This is a genomic window from Microbacterium sp. 10L49 (assembly GCF_056395125.1).
Map to the genome: position 1 here is coordinate 340,085 of NZ_JBFTIW010000001.1, position 25,933 is coordinate 366,017.

Sequence of the window (25,933 nt, forward strand, 5' to 3'; positions counted from 1 at the left end):
AGGATCTTGTTCACTCGTTGTAGTGGGTGATATGTTACATACTACCGCGACGAAGACGTCGCGACGCATTTCGGAGTGGTCAGCGACCAGCCGACGAGCAGCACACGGACCACCCACGAGAACCCGGCCACGGCGGCCGGGCACAGGAGAGAATGGACATCGCAATGACTGAGCAGACCATGGACCTCGGCGGCGTCGTCGTCGCGACGACCCTCGCGTTCACCGAGGACTCCTCGGCGCCCGCAGGCCTCGCCGTCGACTACGACAAGTTCGGCGAGCACGTCGACTTCCTGATGTCCAACGGCTGCCGCGGTGTCGGTCCGAACGGCTCGCTCGGCGAGTACTCCTCGCTCACCGACGAGGAGCGCCGCAAGGTCATCCAGGTCGCTGTCGAGGCCGTGGACGGCCGTGGCATCGTCATCGCCGGCGTGCACGGCGTGGGCAGCCACCAGGCGCGGAAGTGGGCCGAGCTGGCTCGCGAGGACGGTGCGGACGGCGTGCTGCTGCTGCCGCCGACCATCTACCGCGCCAACGAGGGCGAGGTCATCGCGCACTACGAGGAGGTCGCGAAGGCCGGTCTGCCGATCATGGCCTACAACAACCCCTTCGACACCAAGGTCGACCTGGTGCCGGCGCTCGTGGCGAAGCTCGTCCAGATCCCAGAGGTCGTGGCCATCAAGGAGTTCTCCGGCGATGTGCGCCGCGTCTACGAGATCAAGGAGCTCTGCGACATCGACATCATCGCGGGGGCCGACGATGTGCTCTTCGAGCTCATGGTGAACGGCGCCGTCGGCTGGTTCGCCGGCTACCCGAACGCGTTCCCGCGCGAGGCGGTCGAGCTCTACAACCTCTGCGCCGACGGCAAATGGCACGAGGCCAAGGCCCTGTACGAGCAGCTCGTCGCCGTGTTCCGCTGGGACTCGCGCACCGAGTTCGTGCAGGCGATCAAACTCTCCATGGACATCTGCGGCAATTCCTACGGCGGCCCCACCCGTCCGCCGCGCGGCCCGCTGAGCGCCGAGCAGCGCGCACAGGTCACCGCCGATACCGAGCGCGCCCTGGCTGCCCTCGCCGCGCGCTCGGCGGTCGTCGCCTGATGCGCACGCCGTCCGTGCTCCGGCGTCTGCACGCCCGGCCCGCCGGAGTCCGCTGATGCGCGCGCGCCGGGTGCTGCAGGCCGTCGACTCGCACACGGAGGGCATGCCGACCCGCGTCGTCACGGGCGGTGTGGGCCGGATCCCCGGCGCGACGATGAACGACCGCCGCCTGTACGCGATGGAGCACCTCGACGGGCTGCGCGGCTTCCTCATGAACGAGCCGCGCGGGCACGCCTCGATGTCGGGCGCGCTCCTGCAGCCGCCGGCGCGCGACGACGCCGACTGGGGCGTGGTGTTCATCGAGGCATCCGGATTCCTGCCGATGTGCGGGCACGGCACGATCGGAGTGGCCACCGTGCTGGTGGAGACCGGCATGGTCGAGGTCACGGAGCCGGTCACCGAGATCCGGCTGGACGTTCCGGCGGGGCTCGTGATCGCGCGTGTCTCGGTCGAGGACGGACGCGCCGTGAACGTCACGATCGAGAACGTGCCCAGCTTCGTGGACCGTCTCGACGAGAGGATCCAGGTGCCCGGGACCGGCGAGATCACCTACTCGGTCGCGTTCGGCGGCAACTACTACGCACTCGTCGACCTCGACGAGGTCGGGCTGCCGTTCGATCGCGCTCGGCAGGGCGACATCGTCCGCGCCGGCCTGCAGATCATGGACGCGATCAACACGCAGGCCCCACCGGTGCACCCGCTGCTGGAGGGGGCGAACCACGTGCACCACGTGGAATTCATCGCGCCAGGATCCGACGCTGTCCGCTCGCGTCACGCCATGGCCATCCACCCCGGCTGGTTCGACCGGTCGCCCTGCGGCACCGGGACGAGCGCCCGCATGGCCGAGCTGCACGCTCGCGGTGAGCTCGCACTGGACACGCCGTTCGTGAACGAGTCGTTCATCGGCACGGAGTTCGTCGGCCGGCTGGTCGGCGAGACGAGCGTGGGCGACAGGCCCGCCGTGATCCCCACGATCACCGGCCGAGCCTGGGTGACCGGGCTCGGCCAGTACATCCTCGACGGGGACGACCCGTTCCCCGAGGGCTTCGTCTTCTAGGAGGAGATGCATGTCTGAGAGCACGCCCACCGTGTCCGAGGTCGCCGCGCGGGCCGCGTCCGCGGCCCGCGCCTTCGCCGCCACGTCGCCGACGGATCGCGGCGCCGCGCTCGTCGCGGTCGCCGACGCCCTCGACGCGCACGCGGGAGAACTCATCGCGATCGCGATGGGGGAGACCGGCCTCACCGAGGCGCGGCTCACGGGCGAGGTGAAGCGCACCTCCTGGCAGCTGCGCCTGTTCGCCGACACGATCGCCGGCGGCGCCTACCTCGACGCGCGGATCGACGCGGCGGATCCCGACTACGTGATCGGCCCGCGTCCGGACGTCCGCCGCGTGCTGGAGCCGGTCGGACCGGTGCTGAACTTCGCGGCGTCGAACTTCCCGTTCGCGTTCTCGGTCGCCGGCGGAGACTCCGCGGCGGCCCTCGCCGCGGGCTGCCCGGTCGTGGTCAAGGCGCACTCGGGGCACCCCGAGCTGTCCCGGCGCACAGCCGCCATCGCCGCGGCGGCACTCGAAGGCGCCGGGATGCCGACGGGCGTGTTCCAGCTCATCGAGGGGCAGCAGAACGGCGTCGACCTGCTGCAGGACGAGCGGATCCGCGCGGGGGCCTTCACCGGCTCCACGCACGTCGGGCGTCTGCTCGCGGACATCGCCGCCGCCCGCCCACGGCCGATCCCGTTCTACGGCGAGCTGGGCAGCGTGAATCCGGTGTACGCGACATACGCCGATGCCGAGCTGCTGCAGGGCTTCGTCGCGTCCGTGGCCGGATCCGCCGGTCAGCTCTGCACGAAGCCGGGCTTCCTGTTCGTGCCGGCCGACGCCGACCTGTCCGCGGTCGCACCCGCGGTCGGGGGTGTGGCAGAGCACCGCCTGCTGAACCCCGGCATCGGGCGGGCGTTCGAGGGCCGCAGGTCCGCCGTGCTCGGTGCGGAAGGCACGACCGTCCTCGCCGAGGGCGAGGTCCACGAGGACGAGGAAGGACAGCGCCACGCCACGCCCACGGTCGTCGCCGTTGACCTCGAAACGCTCCGCTCGCACCGAGAGGCACTGCTCGAGGAGTCGTTCGGACCGCTGTCCATCATCGTGCGCTACACCGACGCATCGGCGCTGCCTGCGGTGCACGAGGAGCTGTTCCCCGGCAACCTCACCTCCACCGTGCACGCGCGTCCGGCCGAGCTGGCCGACGGATCCCTGGACGTGCTCGTCGACGCCCTGGCCGCCACGAGCGGCCGCGTGCTGTTCGGCGGCTGGCCCACGGGCGTCTCAGTGACTCCGGCGATGCAGCATGGCGGCCCCTACCCTGCGACGACCACCGATGCGACCAGCGTGGGCACGGCCGGCATCACCCGGTTCCTGCGTGGAGTGGCGTATCAGAACGCGCCGCAGGAGCTGCTTCCGCCGCCGCTGCGCGACGACAACCCGTGGCACGTGCCGCAGACCCGCAGCGAGGCCGGCCGCTCCACCGAGTGGGGTGCGTTCGCCCGCTGAGGCGCGAGCACGAGTGAGGCGGCCGGCCCGACGACGGGCGGCCGCCCCTTCTCCGTCCTCGGCGGATCATCTCTGCCGCCGGCGGATCAGCCGACGGCACGCCCGGCGCGCACCACGAGAGCGCGCGCGTCCTGCTCCCACAGCGCCGAGGGCTCGGCCAGGGGGTCGGCCGTCAGCAGTACGGCGTCGCCGTACGCGCCGAGGCCGAGGTGTCCGGCGCGCTCGTCGCGGATGAGGGCGGCGTTGACCGTGGTCATCGATCGCAGCGTCTCCGCCGCGCCGGCCGCCTCGACCTGCAGACGCACCCCGCAGAGCTGATCGTCCTCGAGCTCGCCCATGAGATCGGTGCCGAAACCGACCGAGACGCCGGCGGCGAGTGCGAGACGCACTGCCTCCTGTCCGTGCGAGAGGACCTCGGCGTTCTTGGCGAGGGAGACGGCGTTGAGGCCGATCCCCGCACCGCGTCGGTCCATGGCGTCGTAGGCGGCGAGCGTGGGAACGAGGAAGGCGCCCGCTTCGGCCATGCGCTGCGCCGTCGGGGAGTCGATGAGGTTGCCGTGCTCGATCGACCGGACGCCGTTGTCGATCGAGTGCCGCACCGCCTCCGCGGAGTACGCGTGGGCGGCGACGTAGGACTGCTGCCGGGTGGCTTCGGCGACGACGGCCCGCAGCTCCTCCTCGGAGTACTGGGGCACCCGGATCGGATCCGTCAGCGAGAACACTCCGCCGGACGTCATCACCTTGATCGCGTGTGCGCCCGTGCGCAGCCGGTTCCGGACGGCGAGGCGCAACGGTTCGACCCCGTCGACGATCTCGCACATGTGTCCGTGCGTGAAGCAGATGTCGATGTGCGCGGAGCGGGGGTCTCCGTGGCCGCCGGTCTGACTCAGCGCGGGACCGGTGAACAGGTAGCGCGGCGCGTCGAAGAGGTCGGCATCGATCGCGCGCGCGAGCCCGATGTCGCCTCCTGCCACGTCGCGCACGGTGGTGAAGCCGCGTCTCAGGGCCGCTCCGAGACGGCGGGTCGCGTTGATCGCGGCGAAACTCAGCGGGCCGCGCTCGTCTTCGAGGCCATCCTGACTGGTCGCGTAGGCATGGAAATGCGCGTCGATCAGGCCGGGGATGAGCCACTGGCCGCGGCCGTCCACGGTCGTCGCACCGTCGGCCGGGCGATCGGCGACCCCGCCGTCGACGATGTGCAGATCGCGTTCCTCGAAGCGCTCGCCGTTCCAGACGGCGGCTCCGAGGATGCTGAGGGATCCGGTGCGCATAGGTGCTCCTTTGCAGTGATCAGGGGGAGGGACGGGACGGCCGGGCCAGGACCCCTCACGACAGGACGGGCCCCGGACGTCAGCGCAGGCTGAACCCGGCGGGCAGCGGGTCGCCCTCGTCGAGCTCGAAGGCGCAGGATCCGACCCGATGCGCGAGGCCGCGCACTTCGGGGATCACGCCGTCCGCGGTGCGCTCGGCGACGCTCGCGTGGAAGCGGGTTCCGAGGATCGAGTCGTGCGTGAGCTCTTCGCCGTCGCCGAGCACGCCGGATGCCGCGAGCAGCGCCACACGGGCGGCTGTTCCGGATCCGCACGGGCTGCGATCCACCTCGCCGTCGGCGAACACCGTCACATTGCGCTGCCAGGGGCCGCGCTCGGTGCGTCCGAGGTCGTCGACCAGGATGGTGCCGTAGACGCCGCTCAGGCGCGCGTCGTCGAGCTGGGCGGCCGGATGCTCGTTCAGCGCCCACTTGATCTCGCGCCCGATGCGGATGAGGTCGGCGGTGTGCTCCGGGAGCACGGACAGGCCGACCGCGAAGGCGGGCAGCGTCGCGTACACGGCGCCGCCGAAGATCAGGTCGATGTCGACCGGCCCGTGCGACGTCTCCAGGGAGATTCCGCGCGCGAGCACCCGCGACTCCACGTTGCGGAAGACCACCTCGGTGATCCGGCCGCCCTGCTGTCGCACGCGGGCCTGCACGCGACCGCTCGGCACATCGATCGTGACCGTCGTCTCGCCGTCCGGATCCGAGGGCACGCGACCGGTGCGCACCGCCCAGGCGCCGAGTGCGATGGTGCCGTGCCCGCACGCGGTGGAGAAGCCGTCCTTGTGCCAGAACAGCACGCCGAAGTCGGCGCCGGCGTCGTCGGGCGGCGTGAGGAAGCCGCCGTACATGTCGTCGTGGCCGCGGGGCTCGAGGCAGAGGAAGCGTCTGACGCCGTCCGCCTCGCCGTTCATCGCGTCGACCCGGCGCTCGGCGACGGTGGCACCGTGGGTCGGCACGCCCTCGACGATCCGGAACGGCTCTCCGGCGGTGTGCCAATCCTCCGTGATCATGGTCATCATCGCTCCTCTCCGGTGCGGACTGCGCGGGCGGCGACCGCCAGATCCTGCCACCCCATGCCGCACGTCTTCACGATCCTCGGCCGGTCCTTGGCGGGGGAGACCTTCCCCGTGAAGAGCTCATGCATCGTGACGAGCTCCTCCGGCCGCAGCGCGCCGGAATCCAGGGCACGGATGACGTCCCCGGCCTCCGTCGCCGCGACGCGACGGCTCTCCACCACGACCTGACCGCGGCCGAGCAGAGCGGGCGGCAGCTCCGCCTTACCGGGCTCGTGCGAGCCGATCGCGACGACGGTGGCGTCTGTGCGCACCGCGTCGGCGGCGAAGAGCGGATCCGTCGCCGTGGTCGCGCACACGATGAGGTCGGCGGCGGCGAGGTCCGCGACGGATCCGACGGCGACATCCGCCTCCGTCGCGAAGTCCCGGGCGTGGGCGACGGCATCCGCGGCCTTGGCCGGATCCCGTCCGATCAGGCGCACCGTTCGGAGCGCGCGCACGGTGCAGAGCGCCCGGACGTGCTGCACGGCCTGAGGTCCGGTGCCGAACACGACGAGGTCGCCGGCATCGGGGCCGGCCAGCGCGTCCACCGCGGCGGCGCTGACGGCCGGCGTGCGCAGAGAAGTGAGAGCCGTGCCGTCCATGACGGCGATCGGCGCGAGCGTCGTGCCGTCCAGCACCACGTAGACGGCCTGGATGCGGTCCCGTCCGTGTGCCGGGTTGTCCGGAGCGACGGAGGCGAGCTTCTGTCCGGCCATCCCGCCGAAGGCGGCGGGCATGAGCAGCAGCTGCCCGTGCGGGATATCGAGGATCGTGCGGGGCAGATCGTCCTCGGGGTCGAAGCCGCCGCGGAGCACCTCGCCGACGGCCCGGATCGCGTCGGCCATGCTCACGCGGGCCGCGAGGGTCGCCGCATCGATGAGGGCGAGATCGGCGATCACATCGGACATGCCCTCACTCTACCCAGTAATATGTCATGCAGTACAGATCGCATGGCAGTCGAACCCACCGTGATCCGCGTCGTTTCGCCTCAGGGCCGCGGATCTGGCAGAATGGACAGCTGGATCACCGCTCGACCCTCTATCCGGCCGTGATCCACCCGCAGAGCTTCCACCGGGTGTGCACCCCACGCTCCAGGTGATCAGTTCGTCTTCCTTCCACACCATTCAGGAGAATCGTGGCTGTCAAGATTCGTCTCAAGCGCCTGGGCAAGATCCGCGCGCCGTACTACCGCATCGTCGTCGCCGACTCGCGCACCAAGCGCGACGGTCGCGTGATCGAGGAGATCGGCAAGTACCACCCCACCGAGGAGCCCTCGTTCATCGAGGTCGACTCCGAGCGGGCGCAGTACTGGCTGTCGGTCGGCGCGCAGCCGACCGAGCAGGTCGCCGCCATCCTCAAGATCACGGGCGACTGGGGCAAGTTCAAGGGTGACAAGGACGCGAAGTCCACCCTCAAGGTCGCCGGCGAGAAGGTGGCCTTCGAGGCCGACTCCTCCAAGAAGTCGGTCATCAAGCCCAAGGTCGAGAAGAAGGAGGCTCCCGCCGAGGAGGCTTCCGTCGAGACCGCCGCCGAGGACGCAGCCGACGCTGCGACCGACGCGGAGTAATCCGTCGTGCTGGCTGCCGCGCTCGAGCACATCGTCTCGGGGATCGTCGATCACCCGGAGGATGTGACCATCACCGCCACCTCGTCGCCCCGCGGCGACGTCCTCGAGGTGCACGTGCACCCCGATGACCGAGGTCGCGTGATCGGGCGCGGCGGCCGCACCGCCAAGGCCCTGCGGACGCTGATCACCGCGCTCGCGGACGGACGTCGCGTTCGCGTCGACGTCGCGGACGACTGAGCGTGGCCACCACCGACCGCCCGTCAGGCCGCAACCAGCTGCGCGTCGGGCGCCTCGTCAAGGCGCACGGCCTCAAGGGCGCGCTCAAGCTGGAGCTGTACACCGACGATCCGGCCGGGCGCTTCGTGCCCGGCGCCGAGTTCACGTTGCAGGTGCCTGAGGCATCTCCGTGGCACGGCAAGTCCATCACCGTCCGCGAGCACCGGGTGATGAACGGCAGCTCCGTCGTGTTCTTCGAGGGCGTCGATGACCGCACCGCGGCCGAAGGCCTGGTCAAGGCGATCCTGTGGATCGACCAGGACGAGACCGAGGAGCCCGAAGACGACGCCTGGTATGACCACCAGCTCACCGGGCTGGACGTCGTCCGCGATGACGTCGTCGTCGGGCGCGTGATCCGCGTCGATCACCTTCCCGCGCAGGATCTGCTCATCGTCCGGCCTGCATCGGGGAACGGATCCGAGATCATGGTGCCATTCGTCTCGGCGATCGTGCCGACCGTGGACATCGCCGCCGGACGCATCGTCGTGACGCCGCCCGCCGGACTGTTCGAGGAGCTCGCGGACGAGGACGCACCCGCCGACGCCTCCGAGCAGGACGCTCCCGGTGCGGATTGACGTCGTCTCGATCTTCCCGTCGTACTTCGACGGGCTGACCCTCTCGCTGCTGGGCAAGGCGCGCGACAGCGGGATCCTGGACCTGAACGTCCACGACCTGCGGGACTGGACGAGCGATCGGCACCGCACCGTCGACGACACGCCCTACGGGGGCGGCGCCGGCATGGTCATGAAGCCGGAGCCCTGGGGGCTCGCGCTCGAACAGCTCGCGGCCGAGCCCGCTCGCACGGCTTCTGTTCCGGAGCCGCTCGACGCTCGCCCCACCATCATCTTCCCGTCACCGGCGGGCGAGGTGTTCCGGCAGTCGACCGCGCGCGAGCTCGCCGACCGCGAGCATCTGATCTTCGGCTGCGGCCGTTACGAGGGCATCGACGAGCGCGTGTTCGAGGAGGCCGCAAGCCTCGGCGAAGTGCGCCTGATCAGTCTCGGCGACTACGTGCTGAACGGGGGAGAGGTCGCCGTCATGGCGATGATCGAGGCGATCGGCCGGCTCATCCCCGGTGTCGTCGGCAACCCTGAGAGCCTCGTCGAGGAATCGCATGAGGATGGCCTGCTCGAGTACCCCTCCTACACGAAGCCGTCGGTCTGGCGCGAGCGCGAGGTGCCGCCGATCCTACTGAGCGGGAACCACGGCGCGATCGCTGCCTGGCGTCGGGAGCAACAGCTCGAGCGCACCCGCCGCCGCCGCCCCGACCTGCTGTCCGACGAGGGCTGAGCGCCGTCCCGCGCTGCCTCATGGCGACCGACCGGAGGCGGATCGGGATCCTGACGGACCTTCTCAGAGCAGGCGCTCTGTTCCGTGGGCGAGTTCGAAGACGATCCCATGCGGGTGGCGCAGCGCGAGCGTGTCCGCATGCCCGTACCCGAGCATGGCGCCGCGCAGCAGCCGGCCGATCATCTCGTGCGTGACGAGCAGCGGTGTCCCTTCACCGGCCCAGGAGCACTCCTCCAGCGCCCGGAGTGCCCGCGGTCGCGCCGACGCGTAGCTTTCGCCACCGGGGAACGCCCATCCGTATCGGTTCTCCGACCGCAGGGCGCGGACACCGGGGTGGGTCTCATCGATCTCATCCCAGGTGCGCCCCGCGAAGGTCCCCAGATCCACCTCCGCGAGTTCGTCGACGACGACCACGGCCACATCGAGGTGTTCGGCGACGATCTCCGCGGTGCGTCGTGCGCGTCCCAGCGGACTCGTGCAGATCAGCCCGACGCCTGAGCTTTCCAGCTGCCGTGCGATCGCATGCGCGTGCTCGATGCCGGCGGAGGTGAGTGGGGAGTCGAGCCGACCTTGCATCCGGCGCTCGAGATTCCACTCGGTCTGGCCATGCCGCGCGAGGAACAGGCGATCCGGCATCCGTGCGGCGAGAGGCATGCCGACAGAATGGCACAGCACCCGCTTCGGCACAGCGGCCGCTCGGCTCCGGGGTGCGCCTCAGCGCGTGCGCATCCGGGATCAGTCGACGCCGAGGAACGTGCGGTCGGTGAGGATGATCGGGCCGTCCTCGGTGATCGCGACCGTGTGCTCCGAGTGCGAGCCACGGGAGCCGTCGGCACTGCGCAGCGTCCAGCCGTCCGGGTCGGTGACGAGCTCGTCCGTGGTCGCGAGGAACCAGGGCTCCAGCGCCATCACGAGGCCGGCGCGCAGCGGGAAGCCGCGTCCGGGCCGGCCGTCGTTGGGCACGTGCGGGTCGCCGTGCATGATGCGGCCGACGCCATGCCCGCCGAAGTCCGTGTTGATCGAGTAGCCCTCGCCGTGAGCGACGGCGGCGATCGAGGCCGAGATGTCGCCGATCCGGTTGCCGACCACGGCCGCCGCGATCGCGGCATCCAGGGCGCGCTCGGTCGTGTCGATGAGGCGAAGGTCCTCATCGCGCGGGGTGCCGACCACGAACGACACGGCGGAGTCGGCGACCCAGCCGTCGACGGAGACGGCGAAGTCGAGGGAGACGAGGTCGCCGTCGCGCAGTGTGTAGTCGTGGGGCAGTCCGTGCAGCACGGCGTCGTTCACGGACGTGCAGATGACCTTCCCGAACGGGCTCGCGCCGAACGAGGGGTGGTAGTCGATGTAGCAGGACTCGGCACCGGCCTTGCGGATCATGTCGTGCGCGCGCCGATCGATCGAGAGCAGGTTCGTGCCCACCTTGGTCTCGGCACGCAGCGTCGCCAGCGTCTCCGCCACGAAGCGTCCGGCCGCCCGCATCTCCTCGATCTCGGCGGGGGTGCGCAGTTCGATCATTCCCAGTCCTCTCGTCTGGTCCATTCTCTCCTACCTCTCTGGCGGCCGACGCCTCTCCGCCGGCGACGCTCACAGCGAACGCGCGGATCCGCGTCGGTGCCCCCGACGTAGCATCGCGGTATGTGGATCCGGCGCGCTTTCTTCTCCTGGCTGTTCCCGGCCGCCCTGGTGCTGCCGCTGTGGCTGTTCATCGGCTGGGGTGTGTTCCAGGCCGGAGGCTGGGCCTTCCTCTGGGTGCTGTTCGTCGCTCTGCCCTCGGTGCTCGTCGGTGAGGTGGCGTTGGGGTTGCTCGTGCGCGCGCGCCCGACCGTCCGAGAGGAGCGCGCGGTCTCCTGGCGCGACGTCATCGGGTTCACCGTGTGGCATGGCCTCACGATCGCCTTGGGCTTCTTCCCGCAGAGCGCGTTTGGCTGGCTGCTGACCGGCACCATCGTGGCGTTCCTCGGCCTGTTCTGGTCGACCCTCTGGCAGCTCTGGAAGGACCTGGCGGAGCGCGGCAGGGCCGCATTCGCGATCGACGGCGAAGCGATGCGCGCCGCGGCATACGGGGATCCTGGCGGCCCTGAGCGAGAGCGGATGTCGCAGCAGGGAGACGTCTTCGTCATCACGGAGACGGACCGTTCAGGGGCCTGACGCCCGGAGCGCGCGGCCGCGGTCTTCCTCGCGCCCCGGGCGCGACCTCTCCGCGCGCTGAGCCGCGGGCCGGGAGGGGCCGATCCCGTTTTGGTGCTGATCCGGTTCCATGGCAGAATGGTTCTTTGTGCCGTGACCCGGTTCTGCCTCAGGGGAACCCGCGGGCGCTCAGCGCTCCGTTCGGCACACAACACTCCTTTCACCCCTTCCTACATGCATGCGACCTGAGGCGAATGCAGAGAGAGACGATCATGCAGATCCTCGACGTCGTCGACGCGGCTTCGCTCCGCTCCGACATCCCCGACTTCTTCCCCGGCGACACCGTCAAGGTGCACGTCAACATCATCGAGGGCAGCCGCTCCCGTATCCAGGTCTTCCAGGGCGTCGTCATCGGCCGCTCGGGCGACGGTGTGCGCGAGACCTTCGTGGTCCGCAAGATCAGCTTCCAGGTGGGCGTCGAGCGCACCTTCCCGGTGCACTCCCCGGTGATCGACCACATCGAGGTCGTCACCCGCGGCGACGTGCGCCGCGCCAAGCTGTACTACCTCCGCAACCTGCGCGGCAAGAAGGCGAAGATCAAGGAGAAGCGCGACGCGCGCTGACCCATCCGCTTTCGAACAAGCGCCCCGAGACACGGTTCCCGGGGCGCTTGTTCGTTCCCTGGACATGAGAAGCTGGAAGGCGCCGTCAGTCGACGGCCGAGGCCTGTGAAGGATGGCGCATGACGGAAGAGCTCGCGGCGGCCGGACCCGCCGACGCGGTGCGGGAGCAGGCGACGCCGCGACGACGCGGCTGGGTGATCTTCCTCCGCGACGTCGTGGTGATCCTGCTCATCGCGGTGCTGGTCTCCTTCCTCGTGAAGACCTTCGTGGTGCGCAGCTTCTACATCCCGTCCGGCTCGATGGAGAACACGCTGCTCGTCAAGGACCGCATCCTCGTCGATGAGGTCACTCCGCACTGGAACGGCTATCACCGCGGCGACGTCGTGGTCTTCAAGGATCCGGGCGGCTGGCTGCCGCCGGCGCCGCCGCAGCCGCCGCGGTCCCCGCTGTTCGAGGCCGGGGAATGGTTCCTCACCCTGATCGGGGTCGCCGCCCCCGACTCGGACGACCATCTGGTCAAGCGCCTCATCGGCCTTCCGGGTGATCATGTCGTGTGCTGCAACTCACTGGGCCAGCTCACCGTGAACGGCGCTCCGATCGACGAGTCGTCGTATCTCAAACCCGGCGTGGGCGACGCACGCGCGTCCAGCATCCCGTTCGATGTCACCGTGCCCAAGGGCGCGGTGTGGGTGCTGGGGGACAACCGCACGCGCTCCGAGGACTCGCGCTATCACCAGGATCAGCCCGGGGGCGGATTCGTGCCGATGCAGAACATCGTCGGGCGCGCATTCCTCACCACGTGGCCGTTCGACCGGTTCGGCCTCGTCGACGGTCACTACGCCGTGTTCAACGGGGTGTCGAAGCCGAAGCCACAGGAGCGCCGCCGTGGCGGTCGTCGAGCCTAGCCTGGTCCTCGAGCGGCGGCTGCTGCGGGAGCACTCCCATCTCATCGCCCTGGACGAGGTCGGGCGAGGAGCGCTGGCCGGCCCGGTGGCCGTCGGCGCGACCGTGGTGGACGCGGCCGCCGCACGACGGCGGGTGCCGCAGGGATTGCGCGACTCCAAGCTGGTGCCGGAGAAGCGCCGGCCCGAGGTCGCCGACCGTGCCGGCGCCTGGGCGCCTGCGAGCGCGGTGGGCTGGGCCTCGAGCGCCGAGATCGACGAGGTCGGCATCATGCGCGCATTGGGCCTCGCCGCGTCCCGTGCGATCATCGCGGCTTGTGGGGACGCCTGGGAGGCCTCGACGGCGCTCGTGATCCTCGATGGCAACCACGACTACGTCTCTGCCGTGCATCCCGGGCGCCTGAACGTGCGCTCGATCATCAAGGCCGACCGGGACTGCGCGTCGGTGGCCGCGGCCTCGGTGCTGGCCAAGGTGGCACGCGATGCCCTCATGGTCGACCTGGCGCCCGAGTTCCCGCACTACCAGTGGGAGCGGAACAAGGGTTACGCGAGCATCGAGCACCGCGAGGCGATCCGTCTGCGCGGGTTGACCCGCCACCACCGCTTGTCCTGGGCGATCGCCGACGCGCCCACGCTGTTCTGACCGCGCGCGAGGATGCGGCCCCGCGGATCCCGCTCTCGTAGGATGGGGGGATCATGGATGACGACGCCTTCGACGACTACGACCGTGAGCTCGAGCTCGCCCTGTACCGCGAGTACCGCGACGTGGTCCTGCAGTTCCAGTACGTGGTCGAGACCGAGCGCCGTTTCTACCTCGCCAACGAGGTCAACGTGGTGCGCCGGGACACCGAGCATGACTTCTACTTCGAAGTGTCCATGAATGACGTCTGGGTGTGGGACATCTACCGCGCCGACCGCTTCGTGAAGTCCGTGCGCGTGCTCACGTTCAAGGACGTGAACGTCGAGGAGCTGTCGCGCCGCGAGTTCGAACTGCCGCAGGAGCTCTCACTCGACGGCGAGTGATTCATGCCGTGGCGGGCGCCCTCTGGCCTGACCGCTGCCCCTCCCGCGATCTTCCTCCCCAGGCGGATGATCCCGCCGATTGCGCACGGGTTGCGTGAACGGCGCTCCACGACGCCGCAGCGGCGGTCAGGCTGTCGATCATGGCAGCCAAAGACGATCTCGGACGCGCGGGGGAGGACCGCGCCGCAGCGCACCTGACCCGACTCGGATACCGGATCCTCGACCGCAACTGGCGGTGCGATCAGGGTGAGCTCGACATCGTCGCGCAGCGCGATGGCACGCTGGCGTTCGTCGAGGTGAAGACTCGGCGCACCCTCGACTACGGACACCCGTTCGAAGCGATCGACGAGCGCAAGCGGCAGCGGCTGTGGCGACTGGTGCACGTATGGGTGCGGGAGCACCCGATGGCGAGCCGGGGGCAGGCGCTGCGGCTCGAGGCGATCGGGATCGTGGGCGCGGATCCGGCGATCGGAGTCCTCGAACACCTGCAGGATCTGCGATGACCGCGCGCACCTGGGCGGTCGCCCTGACCGGGCTGAACGGCCACATGGTGGACGTCGAGGCGGATCTCTCGCAGCAGACGCCGGGGTTCGATCTCATCGGGCTTGCGGACCGCGCGCTCGGCGAGGCGGTGCGCCGTGTGCACAACGCCTGCCGCAACAGCGGCCTCGACCTGCCGCGGCGCAAGCTCACGGTGAACCTGTCGCCCGCCGGCCTGCCCAAGCACGGGGCCGCGTTCGATCTCGCGATCGCGATCGCGGCGTTCGGCACGACCGGATCCCTCGATGAGGTCTCGCTCGCTCGCACGGTGCATCTGGGCGAGCTCGGACTGGACGGGCGGCTGCGCCCGATTCCCGGGGTGCTACCGGCGCTGCATGCGGCGCGGAAGGCCGGGTTCGAGCGGGCGGTGGTGCCCGTCGCGAATGAGGCCGAGGCCCGGCTCGTACCGGGGCTCGAGGTGCACGCGGCCGTGAGCCTCGCCCACGTGGCGTTGCTGCACGGTGCCGAGCTGGCCGAGCTCGGCGATCCTGAACCGGTGCTCGCCGCGGCGACACCGGCGCGGAGTGGTCCTGCGCCGGAGCTGGCGGATGTGATCGGACAGGACGAGGCGGTCGCCGCCCTCGTGGCCGCCGCGGCGGGAGGGCACCACCTGCTCCTGTCCGGTCCGCCCGGCGCCGGCAAGACCATGCTGGCGCGCAGGCTCGCCGGGATCCTCCCGGACCTCGACGAGGAGCTGGCCCTCGAAACCGCCTCGATCCGTTCGCTGATGGGGGAGAACCTCACCCGCCTGGACCTCCGGCCGCCGTTCGTCGCGCCCCATCACAGTGCGTCGATCGCCGCCATGATCGGCGGCGGATCCCGAGCGGCCCGGCCAGGTGCGATCGCCCGAGCCCATGGCGGGCTGCTCTTCCTCGACGAGGCGGCCGAGGCCCCGGGCGGTGTCCTGGACGCGCTCCGGCAGCCACTGGAAGCGGGGATGATCGAGATCCATCGCGCCGAGTTCACGACGCGCTTCCCCGCGCGGTTCCAGCTGGTGCTCGCCACGAATCCGTGCCCTTGTGGAGCCTTCGGCGTGGTCGGCGAGGAGTGCATCTGCCCTCCCTCCGCGATCCGGCGCTATGCGGCACGGCTGTCCGGTCCGATCCGGGACAGGCTCGACATCGATGTGCGGGTCGCCCGTGTCTCGGCCGCCCAGGTCAGCACGCAGGAGCGCGGCACGCTCTCGACGGCCGATGCGCGCGGGCGGGTCGAGGAGGCGCGGGACCGCGCTGCGCGGCGCTGGAGGGGCACGCCGTGGCGGCTCAACGCGCACGTGCCAGGCACATGGCTGCGCCAGGGAGATTTCCGGCTCCCCGCCGAGGCGCGGGCGCCGTTGGATCGCGCGTTGCAACGCGGGGCCCTCACGCTGCGCGGATACGACCGGGTCCTGCGGCTGGCGTGGTCGGTAGCCGACCTGGCGGGGGCGGACGCACCGGGGCTCGCCCATGTGGGGCGCGCCCTGTTCCTGAAGAAGGGGATGACGGCATGAGCGCGACGGAGCAGACCACTGCGGCGGGGAGCGCCGCGGAGCGCAGCGAGCGGCGCGGACCGGGCGGCGGAGCGCTCGCGGCACGGTTGCGCGCCTTCCGGGAGGACGAGCGCTTCCTTGAGGCGGCCACCCGTGTCCGTCCCGATGCGGAGCGGCCCGAGGTGCGTGACGGCCTGATCTGGAATCTCATCACCGAGCCTGGCGACGGCGTCGCGGGCGCGCTCGTCGCCGCGCTCGGGCCCCAGGAGGCACTGGACCTCATGGCGAGCGGTGAGGGGGATCGCCAGGATGGCGTGGACGACCGCCCGGCAGCGGGAGCGCTGCGGGACGGGCGGCGACGCTGGGCTCCCCGGCTCGACCCGCTGCCGCATCTCGGAGCGCTGCGGACCGCAGCACGCATCGGAGCGAGCCTTCTGCTGCCGCCCGATCCGGAATGGCCCGCGTGCGCAGCAGATCTGGGTGCGCATGCCCCGCACGCGCTGTGGCTGCGTGGCGATCCGACGGTGCTGACGGGAGACGGCGTCGCGCTCGTCGGCGCCAGGGCCTCGTCGAGCTACGGCGAACACGTCGCGGGGGAGCTGGCGGCCGAGCTCGCCGCAGAGGGGCGCGTGATCTTCTCCGGAGGCGCGTACGGGATCGACGGTACGGCGCACCGCGCCGCGCTTCGTGCCGGAGGAAGGACGGTGGCCGTGCTCGCCGGAGGGGTGGATCGGCCTTACCCGAGCGGGCATGCGCAGCTGTTCGAGCGGATTCTGACGAGTGGCGCGCTGGTGAGCGAGGTGGCCTGCGGCACTGCCCCGACCAAGTGGCGGTTCCTGGCACGCAACAGGCTGATCAGTGCGCTCTCCGCCGCGACGGTCGTGGTCGAGGCCGGGCACCGCAGCGGGTCCCTGAACACGGCGGGGCACGCGGCCGCGCTCGGCAGGCCGCTCGGCGCCGTACCGGGTCCGATCACCTCGACGGCGTCCGCGGGCTGCCACCGGCTGCTGCGCGACTACGACGCGCGCTGCATCACGTCCGTCGCCGACGTGCGCGAGCTGCTCGGGGTCGCCGCGGTGACGCCGGCGACGGCCTCGGAGGATCCGGACATGGTGCGCCTGGCCGACGAGCTGAACGTGCGCACGCCACGCAGCAGCACGCAGCTCGCGCAGCGCAGCGGGCTGAGCGCGGATCGAGTCGAGGCGCTCCTCGGCATCTTGGAGCTGGATGGCAGCGCGGTCCGCTCCGAGCACGGGTGGCGCAGCATCCTGCAATGAGAGGTCGTGGTGCCCGCGCGTGCTCCCGCCGGTGCAGAGCCGGGGAGCGCATGCTGGAGTCATGCGCGTATCCGAGGCCGCCACGGCGTTCACGACGCACCTCGCCCAGGTGCGGCGGCTGTCGCCGGCGACGGTGCGCGCGTACCGGTCGGATCTGGCCGATCTCGCGGCGTCGACGGCGGATGCGGCGCTCGACGACGTCGATCTCGAGGCGCTGCGGGACTGGCTGTGGCGAGCCACGCAGCGGGGTGACGCGCGATCGACCCTGGCTCGACGGACGGCGGCGGTGCGCTCGTTCTTCGCCTGGGCCGCCGAGGCCGGGCTCATCGCGCACGACCCCGCGCTGCGCCTCGTGACACCCAAGCGGGGGCGCACCCTGCCGGCGGTGGCATCGGCCGACGCGATGCGCGTGCTGCTCGACGAGGCGCGCGACGCCGCACTCGACGGAGATCCTGTCCGCCTTCGCGACAGCGCGATCCTGGAGCTCCTGTACGGATCGGGCATGCGCGTCTCCGAGTTGTGCGGGCTCGCCGTCGACGACGTCGACCTCGACCGAGGCACCGCCCGCGTGCTCGGCAAGGGCGACAGGGAGCGCGTCGTGCCGTTCGGCGCGCCGGCGCGTGATGCGGTCGCCTCGTACCTGCGCCGCGCCCGACCCGTGCTCGTCGCACGCGCGGAGCGGCCAGGCCCTGCGCTGTTCCGCGGTGCGCGCGGAGGAGCCCTGGGACCGCGCGCGGTGTACGAACTGGTCGCCCGTGTGCTCGCGCCCGTGATCGGCGCGGAGACCGTGGGACCCCACGCGCTCCGCCACTCCGCTGCCACGCACCTGCTCGACGGTGGAGCGGACCTGCGCGCGGTGCAGGAGATCCTCGGGCACGCGAGTCTGGGGACAACCCAGATCTACACGCACGTCTCGGCGGAGCGCCTCGCGGCGAGCTACCGCCTCGCGCACCCACGGGCGTGACGGACGCACGGACGCGCGTCGCCATCATGCCCGTGGCAGTGGTCAGCAGCCGTCGGTCCCGCAGGGCAGCAGCACCGCGCGCGGCACGTCGCCGAACAGCAGCATGGGGTTGATGTAGACGCCGTTCCAGCGCACACCGACGTGCAGGGCACCGGCGGGCGTATGCCCGCCGGTGGACAGGGTCGCGATGACCTCCCCTCGATGCACGATCGTGCCGGGGGCCAACTCCGACTGCACGGGCTCGAACGTCGTGACCAGGCCGTTGCCGTGGTCGATCGTCAGCAGCGGACGGTCGACGACCACGCCTCGGAACGCGATCACGCCGTCGGCCGGTGCTCGGGCCCCGCCTGTCGCCGCGATGTCCATGCCGCGGTGCCCGGGTCCGTAGTCGTGCGCGGGGGCCCGGAACGGCACGAGCACCGAACGCGCGCCCTCGACCGGCCAGAGCCAATCGTGGTCCGGCAGCGAGGAGGAGCCACCCGCCGAAGCGCGCCCCTCCGCTGCCGGACCAAGGCCCGGAGTCGCGGGACCAAGGCCCGGAGTCGCGGGACCAAGGCCCTCCGCTGCCGGACCAAGGCCCGGAGTCGCGGGACCAAGGCCCGAAGCTGCCGGACCCCGGCCCGAAACCCGCGAACTCACCTCGACCTGACCGACGTCGCCGGTGCGTGCAGGACCTCCAGCCGCGACCACCGCCGGCGTCGCCGCCGAAAGCACCACGGGAAGCAGCCCGCCGAGCAATGCGGCCGCCACCGCGAGCAGCCCGAGCGGCGGACGCCCGCCGCGATTCGGGGAGGCAAGGCGGCGAGGAGAGTGCATCCTCCGATCCTCCGCCGTGCGGCGTTCGCTCAGTGAGTCTTCCGCGCAATCGGTGCACAGCCTGCGCACCGGCGGGATTGTGCGGACGGATCGCGCGTGTTCCGGCGTCGCGACCCTGATATGCTTGCACGGCACCCCGTCTGTCGGGGTGACTACGCGTGCCCACAGCGTTCAACGTGGCGAACACTCCACAGGTCTCTCGCAGGAGAGCGGAGTGTGCGCCGGGCACCAGGATCGCCGATCACCCGATCGGCAGCACAACCTCAACGAACAAGGAGTACGACCATGGCCGTCGTCACCATCCGCCAGCTGCTCGACAGCGGCGTTCACTTCGGACACCAGACCCGCCGGTGGAACCCGAAGGTGAAGCGCTTCATCCTCACGGAGCGCAGCGGGATCCACATCATCGACCTGCAGCAGTCGCTGGGCTACATCGACAAGGCCTACGACTTCGTCAAGGAGACGGTCGCACACGGCGGCACCATCCTCTTCGTGGGCACCAAGAAGCAGGCGCAGGAGATCCTCGCCGAGCAGGCCACGCGCGTGGGGCAGCCCTACGTCAACCAGCGCTGGCTCGGTGGCCTCCTCACCAACTTCACCACCATCGCGAAGCGTCTCGCCCGCATGAAGGAGCTCGAGGAGCTCGACTACGAGAACCCGGCCGCATCGGGCTTCACGAAGAAGGAGCTGCTGCTCAAGAAGCGCGAGCTCGACAAGCTGCACAAGTCGCTGGGCGGTATCCGCAACCTGACCAAGACCCCGTCGGCCCTGTGGGTCGTCGACGCCAAGCGCGAGCACCTCGCCATCGACGAGGCCAAGAAGCTCGGCATCCCGGTGATCGGCATCCTCGACACCAACGCCGACCCGGACGACTTCCAGTACCCGATCCCCGGCAACGACGACGCGATCCGCTCGGTCTCGCTGCTGACCCGCATCATCGCCGACGCCGCGGCCGAGGGCCTGCAGCTCAAGCACAACCCCGAGGTCGGCGACGCCGAGCCGCTCGCCGAGTGGGAGCAGGAGCTCCTCGAGGCCCCCGCCGCCGACGAGACCCCCGCGGCCGAGGTCGTCGAGGGCGCAGCCGCAGAGGTCGCCGCGACCGAGTCCGCTGCGGACGAGGCCGGCGCCGAGGCGCACGACGAGACGATCGCCGCTGCTGCCGACGAGACGGTGGCCGAGGTCGCCGCCGCCGAGTCGACCGACAAGTAATCGCCTATCGGTCATCTGGCAGAAGCCAGCTGACCGGCATCCACCACGCATACATACGAAGCAAGGAGCCACCACAACATGGCCAACTTCACCATCGCCGACATCAAGGCGCTGCGTGAGCAGCTCGGAACGGGAATGGTCGACACCAAGAAGGCGCTCGAAGAGGCCGACGGAAACGTCGAGAAGGCCGTCGAGATCCTTCGCCTGAAGGGTGCGAAGGGCAACGCCAAGCGCGCTGACCGTTCCACCAGCGAGGGCCTGGTCGTCGCCCGCGAGCAGGACGGCGCCGTGACGCTCGTCGAGCTCGCCTGCGAGACGGACTTCGTCGCGAAGAACGAGCGCTTCATCGCGCTGGCCGACAAGGTCGCCGATGCAGCCGCCGCCATCAAGGCGGACAGCGTCGAGGCCGCCCTCGCGGCGGACGCCGGCGGTCAGACCGTCGAGCAGCTGATCTCCGACGAGGCCGCGATCATCGGCGAGAAGGTCGAACTGCGTCGCGTCGCCACCATCTCCGGCGAGCGGACCGAGGTCTACCTGCACCGCACGAGCAAGGATCTCCCGCCGCAGATCGGCGTCGTCGTCGCCTACACGGGTGACGACGCGGAGACCGCTCGCAGCATCGCGCAGCACATCTCGTTCGCGAACCCCTCCTACCTCACCCGTGAGGACGTCCCGGCTGCGGACGTGGAGAAGGAGCGCGAGATCGTGACCGAGATCTCCCGCAACGAGGGCAAGCCCGAGGCCGCCCTGCCGAAGATCGTCGAGGGGCGCGTGACCGCGTTCTTCAAGCAGGTCGCCCTGCTCGAGCAGGACTACGCCAAGGACAACAAGCTGTCCGTGGGCCAGGTCGCGAAGGACGCCGGTCTGAACGTGACCGGCTTCGCCCGCTTCAAGGTCGGCGCGTAACAGCATCGAAGGGGTTCGGATCCACCAGGATCCGGACCCCTTCGTCATGCCCCCGCTCCTGCACGGGGGGCTGCAGACGATATCTTTTCCCAGACGAGAGGAAGTACTCCATGACCGAACGACAGGGGCGACGACGCGTCGTCCTCAAGCTCTCCGGTGAGGCCTTCGGCGGCGGCCAGCTCGGGGTCAACCCCGACATCGTCAGCCAGATCGCGCGAGAGATCGCCGCGGCCACCGACCGGGTCGAGATCGCCGTCGTCGTCGGCGGCGGCAACTTCTTCCGCGGAGCGGAGCTGAGCCAGCGCGGCATGGATCGTGCCCGCGCCGATTACATGGGCATGCTGGGCACGGTCATGAACGCGCTCGCGCTGCAGGACTTCCTCGAGCAGGCGGGCGCGTCGCCGCGCGTGCAGTCCGCGATCGCCATGACCCAGGTCGCCGAGCCGTACCTGCCGCTGCGTGCAGAGCGGCACATGGAGAAGAGCCGCGTCGTGATCTTCGGCGCGGGCGCGGGCCTGCCGTACTTCTCCACGGACACCGTCGCGGCGCAGCGTGCGCTGGAGATCGGCGCCGACGAGGTCCTGGTCGCCAAGAACGGCGTGGATGCGATCTACACGGCCGACCCCAAGAAGGACACCTCGGCGGAGCGGATCGAGGAGATCACCTTCCAGGACGCGCTCGTGCGCGGCCTCAAGGTCGTGGACTCCACGGCGTTCAGCCTGTGCATGGACAACGGCATGGACATGCGCGTGTTCGGCATGGAGCCCGCGGGCAACATCACCCGCGCGCTACTGGGCGAACCGATCGGAACCCGCGTCATCGCCTGAGAGCATCGGATCCCCGGGCCGCGCCGCTGGGCGTAGGGCCGGGGATCCGCACATCCTCCCCGATAGACTTGAATCGCAACCCCCTGACGAATAGGAGTCACCGTGATCGCGGATGTCCTCGCCGACACCACCTCCCGCATGCAGCGCGCCGTCGAGGCCGCCAAGGAGGACTTCAGCACGGTGCGCACCGGCCGTGCGAACCCGCAGATGTTCCAGAAGGTCCTGGTGGACTACTACGGCACGCCGACTCCGCTTGCACAGCTCGCATCGCTCGCCAATCCGGAGGCGCGCTCGCTGATCATCACCCCTTATGACAAGACCGCGCTCAAGGCCATCGAGCAGGCGGTCCGCGACATGCCGAATCTGGGCGCGAACCCGACGAACGACGGCAACATCGTGCGCGTCACGATGCCCGAGCTCACGGCCGACCGTCGCAAGGAGTACGTCAAGCTCGTGAAGAGCAAGGGCGAGGACGCGAAGGTGCATGTCCGCGGCATCCGGCGCAAGGCGAAAGATGAGCTGGACGGCCTGAAGAGCGACCTCGGCGAGGATGAGATCGCTCGCGGCGAGAAGGAGCTCGACGCCCTCACGCGCCAGCACGTCGACCTCATCGACGAGGCTGTCAAGCGCAAAGAGGCAGAGCTGCTCGAGGTCTGAGACCGCCTATGAGCACCCCTTCCGGCGACGAGGACGCGTCGAGGATCCCTCCGAGACCACCGCTTCCGTCGCGCATCCATGACGCTGAGCAGCGCCGCGACGACGAGATCCCACCGCCGCGCGGCCAGGAGAGTCCGGCCCAGCGCAGCGGCGAGAACCTGCAGGCGCAATTCCGTGCGAAGAAGGCTGAGATCGAGACGCATGTCTCGCACGCTCGTGACCAGCTGGATCAGGCGAACGAGCGCATCAAGGAGCGCACCGGGCGCGACCTCGTCGTCGCGACCGGCGTCGGCCTGCTGATCGGCGGTGTGATCCTCGCCTCCCTGCTGCTGGCGAAGTGGTCGTTCGTGGCGATCGGCCTCGCGATCATCCTGATCGCCGTCTGGGAGCTCGTGCTCGCGCTGCGCAGCGGCGGACGCAAGGTCGACCTGTGGCCGCAGCTCGTGCTCGGGGCGGCGCTGGCGGCGGGCGGCTATTTCGCCGAGGCCTGGCTGACCTGGGTGATGCTGTTCGTCGCCGTGTTCGGCGTCGTCGTGTGGCGTCTGGTCGCTCAGATGGTCGCAAAGGACGGGCGCACCTACGGCGACGTCCTCACCGACGCCCTGGCCGGCGGGTTCATCCAGGTGTATGTGCCGTTCCTCGGCGCGCTGATGCTGATGTTGCTGCGTCAGCCCCGCGGAGAGTGGTGGGTGCTCTCGCTCATCGTGGTCGTGGTCGTGGCCGACACCTGCGCCTACGCCTCAGGCCTGCTGTTCGGGCGTGGCGGGCGTCATCCGATGGCGCCTCGCGTCAGCCCCAAGAAGACGTGGGAGGGCTTTGCCGGTGCGGTCCTCGGATCTCTGGTCGCCGGTGCCCTCGTCGGCGTCTTTCTCCTCGGCCTGCCATGGTGGGCCGGCCTCATCGTCGGCGCAGTCCTCGTGGCCTCCGCGACGATCGGCGACCTGGGGGAGTCGCTGCTCAAGCGCGATCTCGGAATCAAGGACATGAGCTCCTGGATCCCCGGGCACGGCGGTCTGCTCGATCGGCTCGACAGCATGCTCCCCTCCGCTGTGGTCGCGCTCGCCCTGTACCTCCTTCTCACCCCTCTGGCGGCAGCATGACCGATTCCGCACGAACCGATCGCGACGCCTCCGGCGCCGCGCCGAGCTTTCCCGTGCTCCCGCGAAGGGAGAAGGGCTATCAGCGCGCCGCTGTCGACACGTTCCTGCTCCGCGCGCGTCGTGCGTTCGAGGACGAGGCGGACGGAATCGGATCCTCCGACATCCGCGCGGCCTCGTTCCCGTTGGTGCGGGGCGGCTATGACATCGCCGCCGTCGACGCCGCGCTGGCCAGGGTCGAGGAGGCATTCGCGCAGCGCGAGCGCGCCCTCGTCGTCTCCACGGACGGCGCCTCCGCCTGGGTCGGGCGGGCGCGCACCGACGCGCAGGTGATCCTGGACCACCTCACCCGACCGCAGGGGCACAAGTTCGCCCGCACCGGGATGCTGACCTTCGGATACCGCGTCGACGAAGTAGATCACGTCGCCAAGCGCATCGTGCGCTTCCTCCGCGACGGCGACGCGCTGACAGCGGAGCAGGTGCGTCAGACCGCGTTCCGGATGCAGCGCCGCGGCTACCGCGAGGAGCAGGTCGATGCGCTCCTCGACGCGACCATCGACGTGCTGCTCGCGATCCGTTGAGCGATTCTCATGGCGAATTCAGGTTCGGCTGGCTAAACTCGGACCCATTGTGACTCCCGATAACGATTCGATTGCGGCGCGCCCCCGAACCGCCGTGCAGAACGACGCAGCCACAGCTCCCCGTCCGGTGGCGAATGCACGCCCCGGTCGGAGTGCGACCTCCGCGGTGCTCGCAGGGCTCGCCGTGGTCGGATTCTCCGTCGCGATCGTGGCTCCCGCCGGGTTCGCGATGTCGGCCTCGGAGCCCGCCCACGCCGCGGCGACCACGGCCTATTCGCTGGCGGCCCGCGACGCGCAGAACATCACCGTCTCCGTGCACGGCGTGACGCCCACCACGCAGACGCGCGATGCGTTCGACGTCTATGTCGCGCCGAAGCCGACTCCGACGCCTGAGCCGGTGGTCGCATCCAGCGATGACTCCTCCTCTTCTTCCGGTTCATCGGGGGATGCGGGACCGATGTACTACAGCGGCGGCGGCGCGCCGGCGGAGTGGATGGCCGCAGCGGGCATCGCATCCAGCGACTGGGGTTACGTCGACTACATCGTGAGCCGCGAGAGCGGTTGGAACCCGAACGCCACCAACAGCGGATCCGGCGCGTGCGGTCTGGTGCAGGCGCTGCCGTGCAGCAAGGTGCCCGGGAACGGCTATGACCCCGTCGACAACCTGCGCTGGGGCAACGGCTACGCCGTGGGCCGCTACGGCAGCTGGGGCGCCGCCGTGGCGTTCTGGTCCGCCAACAACTGGTGGTGAGCGGCGCTCACCCATGCCACGCCCGCATCGACGACGTCAGGAGCGCCCGCAGGAGGATTCGCTCGACCGGCTGATCGCCGGATGGAAGCGTACAGAGGCGCGGGGCGGCTCGGAGTGGTACGTCCAGCCTCTGACGGCGGCGCAGGCGCAGAAGGAGTACGTGTGCCCGGGCTGTCGGAGCGTGATCCCTGCGCGCACCGCGCATCTGGTGGTCTGGCGCGCGGACGGCGTGCTCGGTGACGCGGCCGACCTGGCCGCTCGGCGGCACTGGCACAACGGCTGCTGGAACAGGAGCTGACGTGGAGATCCGCGGACCTCGCCCTCTGCCCGCGCGACGCGAGGACATCGAACTGCGCACCGCGGACGGGCTGCGCCTCGTCGGCGAACTCGCCATGCCGCAGGCCGCGGATCCGGTGGCGACGCTCGTCACGCTGCATCCGCTGCCCACCGCGGGCGGCTTCATGGATTCGCACATCCTGCGCAAGGCGGCGGCACGGCTGCCGGCGCTGGCCGATCTCGCCGTGCTGCGCTTCAACACACGCGGTACGAGTTCGCCGAGAGGCTCGAGCGAGGGCGTCTTCGACGGCGGAGCGGCGGAGCGCCACGACGTGACCGCGGCGATGGCGTTCGCGCGGGAGCGCGGCCTGCCCCGGCCATGGCTCGTGGGCTGGTCGTTCGGCACCGAGCTCGCGCTCAAGTACGGCCGCGAGCACGACATCGAGGGCGTCATCCTGCTCTCGCCGCCGTTGCATCGCGCGACCGCCGACGAGGTGGCCGCCTGGGCGCACGACGAGCGGCGCGTGGTGGTCCTGGTCCCCGAGCTCGACGACTATCTGCGTCCGGCCGAGGCCGCGGCGCGGTTCGCAGCGATCCCGCACGTCGAGCTCATCGCCGTGGACGGTGGCAAGCACCTCTGGGTGGGTGAGAGTCAGACTCGTCGCGTGCTGGACGAGATCGTCTCGGCGGTGAACCCCGCCGCACTTCCGCTGCCGCGCGAGTGGCCCGCGGCCTGA

31 protein-coding genes are annotated in these 25,933 nt (G+C 70.4%); 25 read left to right on the top strand and 6 right to left on the bottom strand.

The window, feature by feature from the left end; genetic code table 11:
* Positions 1 to 164 precede the first annotated feature (164 nt).
* Genes AC1DCT_RS01585 through AC1DCT_RS01595 form a run of 3 tightly spaced genes read left to right on the top strand, consistent with a single transcriptional unit; the run spans position 165 to position 3,643 of the window.
* Entirely contained in the window at positions 165 to 1,097 is a 933-nt protein-coding gene (locus tag AC1DCT_RS01585) for a dihydrodipicolinate synthase family protein (protein ID WP_477427133.1), read from the top strand.
* 55 nt (positions 1,098 to 1,152) lie between these two features.
* The gene (locus tag AC1DCT_RS01590) at positions 1,153 to 2,154 is read left to right on the top strand and encodes a proline racemase family protein (protein WP_440731635.1); all 1,002 of its coding nucleotides are present in this window, start codon (positions 1,153 to 1,155) and stop codon (positions 2,152 to 2,154) included.
* A gap of 10 nt (positions 2,155 to 2,164) precedes the next feature.
* Positions 2,165 to 3,643 carry an aldehyde dehydrogenase family protein gene (locus AC1DCT_RS01595; protein WP_477229164.1) on the top strand — a complete coding sequence of 493 codons (1,479 nt, stop codon included), beginning with the start codon at positions 2,165 to 2,167 and terminating at the stop codon, positions 3,641 to 3,643.
* Positions 3,644 to 3,729: 86 nt separating this feature from the next.
* On the opposite strand, the gene AC1DCT_RS01600 is transcribed toward AC1DCT_RS01595, so the two are convergent.
* The 3 genes from AC1DCT_RS01600 to AC1DCT_RS01610 form a co-directional block, all read right to left on the bottom strand.
* Positions 3,730 to 4,914, bottom strand: coding sequence for a metal-dependent hydrolase family protein (locus tag AC1DCT_RS01600; protein WP_477427135.1), 1,185 nt, complete (start codon positions 4,912 to 4,914; stop codon positions 3,730 to 3,732).
* Positions 4,915 to 4,993: 79 nt separating this feature from the next.
* Entirely contained in the window at positions 4,994 to 5,977 is a 984-nt protein-coding gene (locus tag AC1DCT_RS01605; RefSeq protein WP_477427137.1) for a proline racemase family protein, read from the bottom strand.
* Positions 5,977 to 6,924: an ornithine cyclodeaminase family protein gene (locus tag AC1DCT_RS01610; protein WP_477427139.1), complete on the bottom strand. Its 948-nt coding sequence runs from the start codon at positions 6,922 to 6,924 to the stop codon at positions 5,977 to 5,979. The genes AC1DCT_RS01605 and AC1DCT_RS01610 overlap by 1 nt, the downstream gene beginning before the upstream one ends.
* Positions 6,925 to 7,151: 227 nt before the next feature.
* Here AC1DCT_RS01610 and rpsP point away from each other — a divergent pair, with 227 nt between their 5' ends.
* From rpsP to trmD, 4 genes are read left to right on the top strand one after another with little or no spacing between them, the layout of a single operon-like run.
* Positions 7,152 to 7,583, top strand: a complete 432-nt coding sequence (gene rpsP / locus AC1DCT_RS01615; RefSeq protein ID WP_441975815.1) for a 30S ribosomal protein S16 — start codon at positions 7,152 to 7,154, stop codon at positions 7,581 to 7,583.
* A 6-nt stretch (positions 7,584 to 7,589) separates the two neighbouring features.
* The gene (locus tag AC1DCT_RS01620) at positions 7,590 to 7,820 is read left to right on the top strand and encodes an RNA-binding protein (protein ID WP_045273224.1); all 231 of its coding nucleotides are present in this window, start codon (positions 7,590 to 7,592) and stop codon (positions 7,818 to 7,820) included.
* 2 nt (positions 7,821 to 7,822) lie between these two features.
* The gene (gene rimM / locus AC1DCT_RS01625) at positions 7,823 to 8,434 is read left to right on the top strand and encodes a ribosome maturation factor RimM (RefSeq protein ID WP_440731641.1); all 612 of its coding nucleotides are present in this window, start codon (positions 7,823 to 7,825) and stop codon (positions 8,432 to 8,434) included.
* Positions 8,424 to 9,149, top strand: coding sequence for a tRNA (guanosine(37)-N1)-methyltransferase TrmD (gene trmD / locus AC1DCT_RS01630; protein ID WP_477427141.1), 726 nt, complete (start codon positions 8,424 to 8,426; stop codon positions 9,147 to 9,149). Before rimM ends, trmD begins: the two co-directional genes overlap by 11 nt.
* A 63-nt stretch (positions 9,150 to 9,212) precedes the next feature.
* On the opposite strand, the gene AC1DCT_RS01635 is transcribed toward trmD, so the two are convergent.
* Both AC1DCT_RS01635 and map read right to left on the bottom strand, forming a co-directional pair.
* Positions 9,213 to 9,803 (bottom strand): histidine phosphatase family protein, encoded by a 591-nt coding sequence (locus AC1DCT_RS01635; protein WP_477427143.1) that lies wholly within the window; start codon positions 9,801 to 9,803, stop codon positions 9,213 to 9,215.
* Between the two features lie 81 nt (positions 9,804 to 9,884).
* Positions 9,885 to 10,667, bottom strand: coding sequence for a type I methionyl aminopeptidase (gene map, locus AC1DCT_RS01640; RefSeq protein WP_441975819.1), 783 nt, complete (start codon positions 10,665 to 10,667; stop codon positions 9,885 to 9,887).
* Positions 10,668 to 10,787: 120 nt separating this feature from the next.
* Between map and AC1DCT_RS01645 the strand changes: the two genes are divergently transcribed.
* The 9 genes from AC1DCT_RS01645 (at position 10,788) to AC1DCT_RS01685 (ending at position 18,076) form a co-directional block, all read left to right on the top strand.
* Positions 10,788 to 11,300 (top strand): MFS transporter permease, encoded by a 513-nt coding sequence (locus AC1DCT_RS01645; protein ID WP_477427145.1) that lies wholly within the window; start codon positions 10,788 to 10,790, stop codon positions 11,298 to 11,300.
* Between the two features lie 251 nt (positions 11,301 to 11,551).
* Positions 11,552 to 11,902, top strand: a complete 351-nt coding sequence (rplS, locus tag AC1DCT_RS01650) for a 50S ribosomal protein L19 (RefSeq protein WP_440732424.1) — start codon at positions 11,552 to 11,554, stop codon at positions 11,900 to 11,902.
* 119 nt (positions 11,903 to 12,021) lie between these two features.
* Complete coding sequence (gene lepB, locus AC1DCT_RS01655; protein ID WP_477427147.1) at positions 12,022 to 12,807, top strand: signal peptidase I; 786 nt, start codon at positions 12,022 to 12,024, stop codon at positions 12,805 to 12,807.
* Positions 12,788 to 13,447 (top strand): ribonuclease HII, encoded by a 660-nt coding sequence (locus AC1DCT_RS01660; protein ID WP_441975821.1) that lies wholly within the window; start codon positions 12,788 to 12,790, stop codon positions 13,445 to 13,447. Before lepB ends, AC1DCT_RS01660 begins: the two co-directional genes overlap by 20 nt.
* A 53-nt stretch (positions 13,448 to 13,500) precedes the next feature.
* Entirely contained in the window at positions 13,501 to 13,827 is a 327-nt protein-coding gene (locus AC1DCT_RS01665) for a DUF2469 family protein (RefSeq protein WP_045273217.1), read from the top strand.
* A 140-nt stretch (positions 13,828 to 13,967) separates the two neighbouring features.
* A complete protein-coding gene (locus AC1DCT_RS01670; protein ID WP_440731648.1) occupies positions 13,968 to 14,330 on the top strand; it encodes a YraN family protein in 363 nt (120 codons plus the stop codon).
* Positions 14,327 to 15,856 (top strand): YifB family Mg chelatase-like AAA ATPase, encoded by a 1,530-nt coding sequence (locus AC1DCT_RS01675; protein WP_477427149.1) that lies wholly within the window; start codon positions 14,327 to 14,329, stop codon positions 15,854 to 15,856. Before AC1DCT_RS01670 ends, AC1DCT_RS01675 begins: the two co-directional genes overlap by 4 nt.
* Positions 15,853 to 17,112, top strand: a complete 1,260-nt coding sequence (gene dprA, locus AC1DCT_RS01680) for a DNA-processing protein DprA (RefSeq protein ID WP_477427151.1) — start codon at positions 15,853 to 15,855, stop codon at positions 17,110 to 17,112. The genes AC1DCT_RS01675 and dprA overlap by 4 nt, the downstream gene beginning before the upstream one ends.
* Positions 17,113 to 17,173: 61 nt before the next feature.
* Positions 17,174 to 18,076: a tyrosine recombinase gene (locus AC1DCT_RS01685; protein WP_440731651.1), complete on the top strand. Its 903-nt coding sequence runs from the start codon at positions 17,174 to 17,176 to the stop codon at positions 18,074 to 18,076.
* A 42-nt stretch (positions 18,077 to 18,118) separates the two neighbouring features.
* Here the strand turns inward: AC1DCT_RS01685 and AC1DCT_RS01690 are convergent, their stop codons facing one another.
* Positions 18,119 to 18,892 carry a murein hydrolase activator EnvC family protein gene (locus tag AC1DCT_RS01690; RefSeq protein WP_477427153.1) on the bottom strand — a complete coding sequence of 258 codons (774 nt, stop codon included), beginning with the start codon at positions 18,890 to 18,892 and terminating at the stop codon, positions 18,119 to 18,121.
* A gap of 285 nt (positions 18,893 to 19,177) precedes the next feature.
* Here AC1DCT_RS01690 and rpsB point away from each other — a divergent pair, with 285 nt between their 5' ends.
* The 9 genes from rpsB to AC1DCT_RS01735 all read left to right on the top strand — a co-directional run bounded on the left by rpsB (position 19,178) and on the right by AC1DCT_RS01735 (position 25,933).
* Positions 19,178 to 20,101 (top strand): 30S ribosomal protein S2, encoded by a 924-nt coding sequence (rpsB, locus tag AC1DCT_RS01695; protein ID WP_441975824.1) that lies wholly within the window; start codon positions 19,178 to 19,180, stop codon positions 20,099 to 20,101.
* A 78-nt stretch (positions 20,102 to 20,179) separates the two neighbouring features.
* Positions 20,180 to 21,007, top strand: a complete 828-nt coding sequence (gene tsf / locus AC1DCT_RS01700; RefSeq protein WP_440731654.1) for a translation elongation factor Ts — start codon at positions 20,180 to 20,182, stop codon at positions 21,005 to 21,007.
* A gap of 110 nt (positions 21,008 to 21,117) precedes the next feature.
* The gene (pyrH, locus tag AC1DCT_RS01705) at positions 21,118 to 21,834 is read left to right on the top strand and encodes a UMP kinase (protein ID WP_440731655.1); all 717 of its coding nucleotides are present in this window, start codon (positions 21,118 to 21,120) and stop codon (positions 21,832 to 21,834) included.
* Between the two features lie 102 nt (positions 21,835 to 21,936).
* Complete coding sequence (gene frr / locus AC1DCT_RS01710) at positions 21,937 to 22,491, top strand: ribosome recycling factor (protein ID WP_045273202.1); 555 nt, start codon at positions 21,937 to 21,939, stop codon at positions 22,489 to 22,491.
* An 8-nt stretch (positions 22,492 to 22,499) separates the two neighbouring features.
* Complete coding sequence (locus AC1DCT_RS01715) at positions 22,500 to 23,591, top strand: phosphatidate cytidylyltransferase (protein WP_477427155.1); 1,092 nt, start codon at positions 22,500 to 22,502, stop codon at positions 23,589 to 23,591.
* Entirely contained in the window at positions 23,588 to 24,169 is a 582-nt protein-coding gene (locus AC1DCT_RS01720; protein WP_440731657.1) for a DivIVA domain-containing protein, read from the top strand. Before AC1DCT_RS01715 ends, AC1DCT_RS01720 begins: the two co-directional genes overlap by 4 nt.
* 127 nt (positions 24,170 to 24,296) lie before the next feature.
* The gene (locus tag AC1DCT_RS01725) at positions 24,297 to 24,920 is read left to right on the top strand and encodes an aggregation-promoting factor C-terminal-like domain-containing protein (protein ID WP_440731658.1); all 624 of its coding nucleotides are present in this window, start codon (positions 24,297 to 24,299) and stop codon (positions 24,918 to 24,920) included.
* Between the two features lie 13 nt (positions 24,921 to 24,933).
* A complete protein-coding gene (locus AC1DCT_RS01730) occupies positions 24,934 to 25,218 on the top strand; it encodes a hypothetical protein (protein WP_440731659.1) in 285 nt (94 codons plus the stop codon).
* 1 nt (position 25,219) lies between these two features.
* A complete protein-coding gene (locus AC1DCT_RS01735; protein WP_477229151.1) occupies positions 25,220 to 25,933 on the top strand; it encodes an alpha/beta hydrolase in 714 nt (237 codons plus the stop codon).

Coding starts and splice junctions, on each gene's coding strand:
- AC1DCT_RS01610 (WP_477427139.1), bottom strand. CDS start 6,924: ATGTCCGATGTGATCGCCGATCTCGCCCTCATCGATGCGGCGACCCTC.
- pyrH (WP_440731655.1), top strand. CDS start 21,118: ATGACCGAACGACAGGGGCGACGACGCGTCGTCCTCAAGCTCTCCGGT.
- map (WP_441975819.1), bottom strand. CDS start 10,667: ATGATCGAACTGCGCACCCCCGCCGAGATCGAGGAGATGCGGGCGGCC.
- AC1DCT_RS01670 (WP_440731648.1), top strand. CDS start 13,968: ATGGCAGCCAAAGACGATCTCGGACGCGCGGGGGAGGACCGCGCCGCA.
- tsf (WP_440731654.1), top strand. CDS start 20,180: ATGGCCAACTTCACCATCGCCGACATCAAGGCGCTGCGTGAGCAGCTC.
- AC1DCT_RS01720 (WP_440731657.1), top strand. CDS start 23,588: ATGACCGATTCCGCACGAACCGATCGCGACGCCTCCGGCGCCGCGCCG.
- AC1DCT_RS01590 (WP_440731635.1), top strand. CDS start 1,153: ATGCGCGCGCGCCGGGTGCTGCAGGCCGTCGACTCGCACACGGAGGGC.
- AC1DCT_RS01665 (WP_045273217.1), top strand. CDS start 13,501: ATGGATGACGACGCCTTCGACGACTACGACCGTGAGCTCGAGCTCGCC.
- AC1DCT_RS01585 (WP_477427133.1), top strand. CDS start 165: ATGACTGAGCAGACCATGGACCTCGGCGGCGTCGTCGTCGCGACGACC.
- AC1DCT_RS01605 (WP_477427137.1), bottom strand. CDS start 5,977: ATGACCATGATCACGGAGGATTGGCACACCGCCGGAGAGCCGTTCCGG.
- dprA (WP_477427151.1), top strand. CDS start 15,853: ATGAGCGCGACGGAGCAGACCACTGCGGCGGGGAGCGCCGCGGAGCGC.
- AC1DCT_RS01595 (WP_477229164.1), top strand. CDS start 2,165: ATGTCTGAGAGCACGCCCACCGTGTCCGAGGTCGCCGCGCGGGCCGCG.
- AC1DCT_RS01675 (WP_477427149.1), top strand. CDS start 14,327: ATGACCGCGCGCACCTGGGCGGTCGCCCTGACCGGGCTGAACGGCCAC.
- AC1DCT_RS01730 (WP_440731659.1), top strand. CDS start 24,934: ATGCCACGCCCGCATCGACGACGTCAGGAGCGCCCGCAGGAGGATTCG.
- AC1DCT_RS01645 (WP_477427145.1), top strand. CDS start 10,788: ATGTGGATCCGGCGCGCTTTCTTCTCCTGGCTGTTCCCGGCCGCCCTG.
- AC1DCT_RS01715 (WP_477427155.1), top strand. CDS start 22,500: ATGAGCACCCCTTCCGGCGACGAGGACGCGTCGAGGATCCCTCCGAGA.
- rplS (WP_440732424.1), top strand. CDS start 11,552: ATGCAGATCCTCGACGTCGTCGACGCGGCTTCGCTCCGCTCCGACATC.
- AC1DCT_RS01690 (WP_477427153.1), bottom strand. CDS start 18,892: ATGCACTCTCCTCGCCGCCTTGCCTCCCCGAATCGCGGCGGGCGTCCG.
- lepB (WP_477427147.1), top strand. CDS start 12,022: ATGACGGAAGAGCTCGCGGCGGCCGGACCCGCCGACGCGGTGCGGGAG.
- AC1DCT_RS01635 (WP_477427143.1), bottom strand. CDS start 9,803: ATGCCTCTCGCCGCACGGATGCCGGATCGCCTGTTCCTCGCGCGGCAT.
- AC1DCT_RS01685 (WP_440731651.1), top strand. CDS start 17,174: ATGCGCGTATCCGAGGCCGCCACGGCGTTCACGACGCACCTCGCCCAG.
- AC1DCT_RS01600 (WP_477427135.1), bottom strand. CDS start 4,914: ATGCGCACCGGATCCCTCAGCATCCTCGGAGCCGCCGTCTGGAACGGC.
- rpsB (WP_441975824.1), top strand. CDS start 19,178: ATGGCCGTCGTCACCATCCGCCAGCTGCTCGACAGCGGCGTTCACTTC.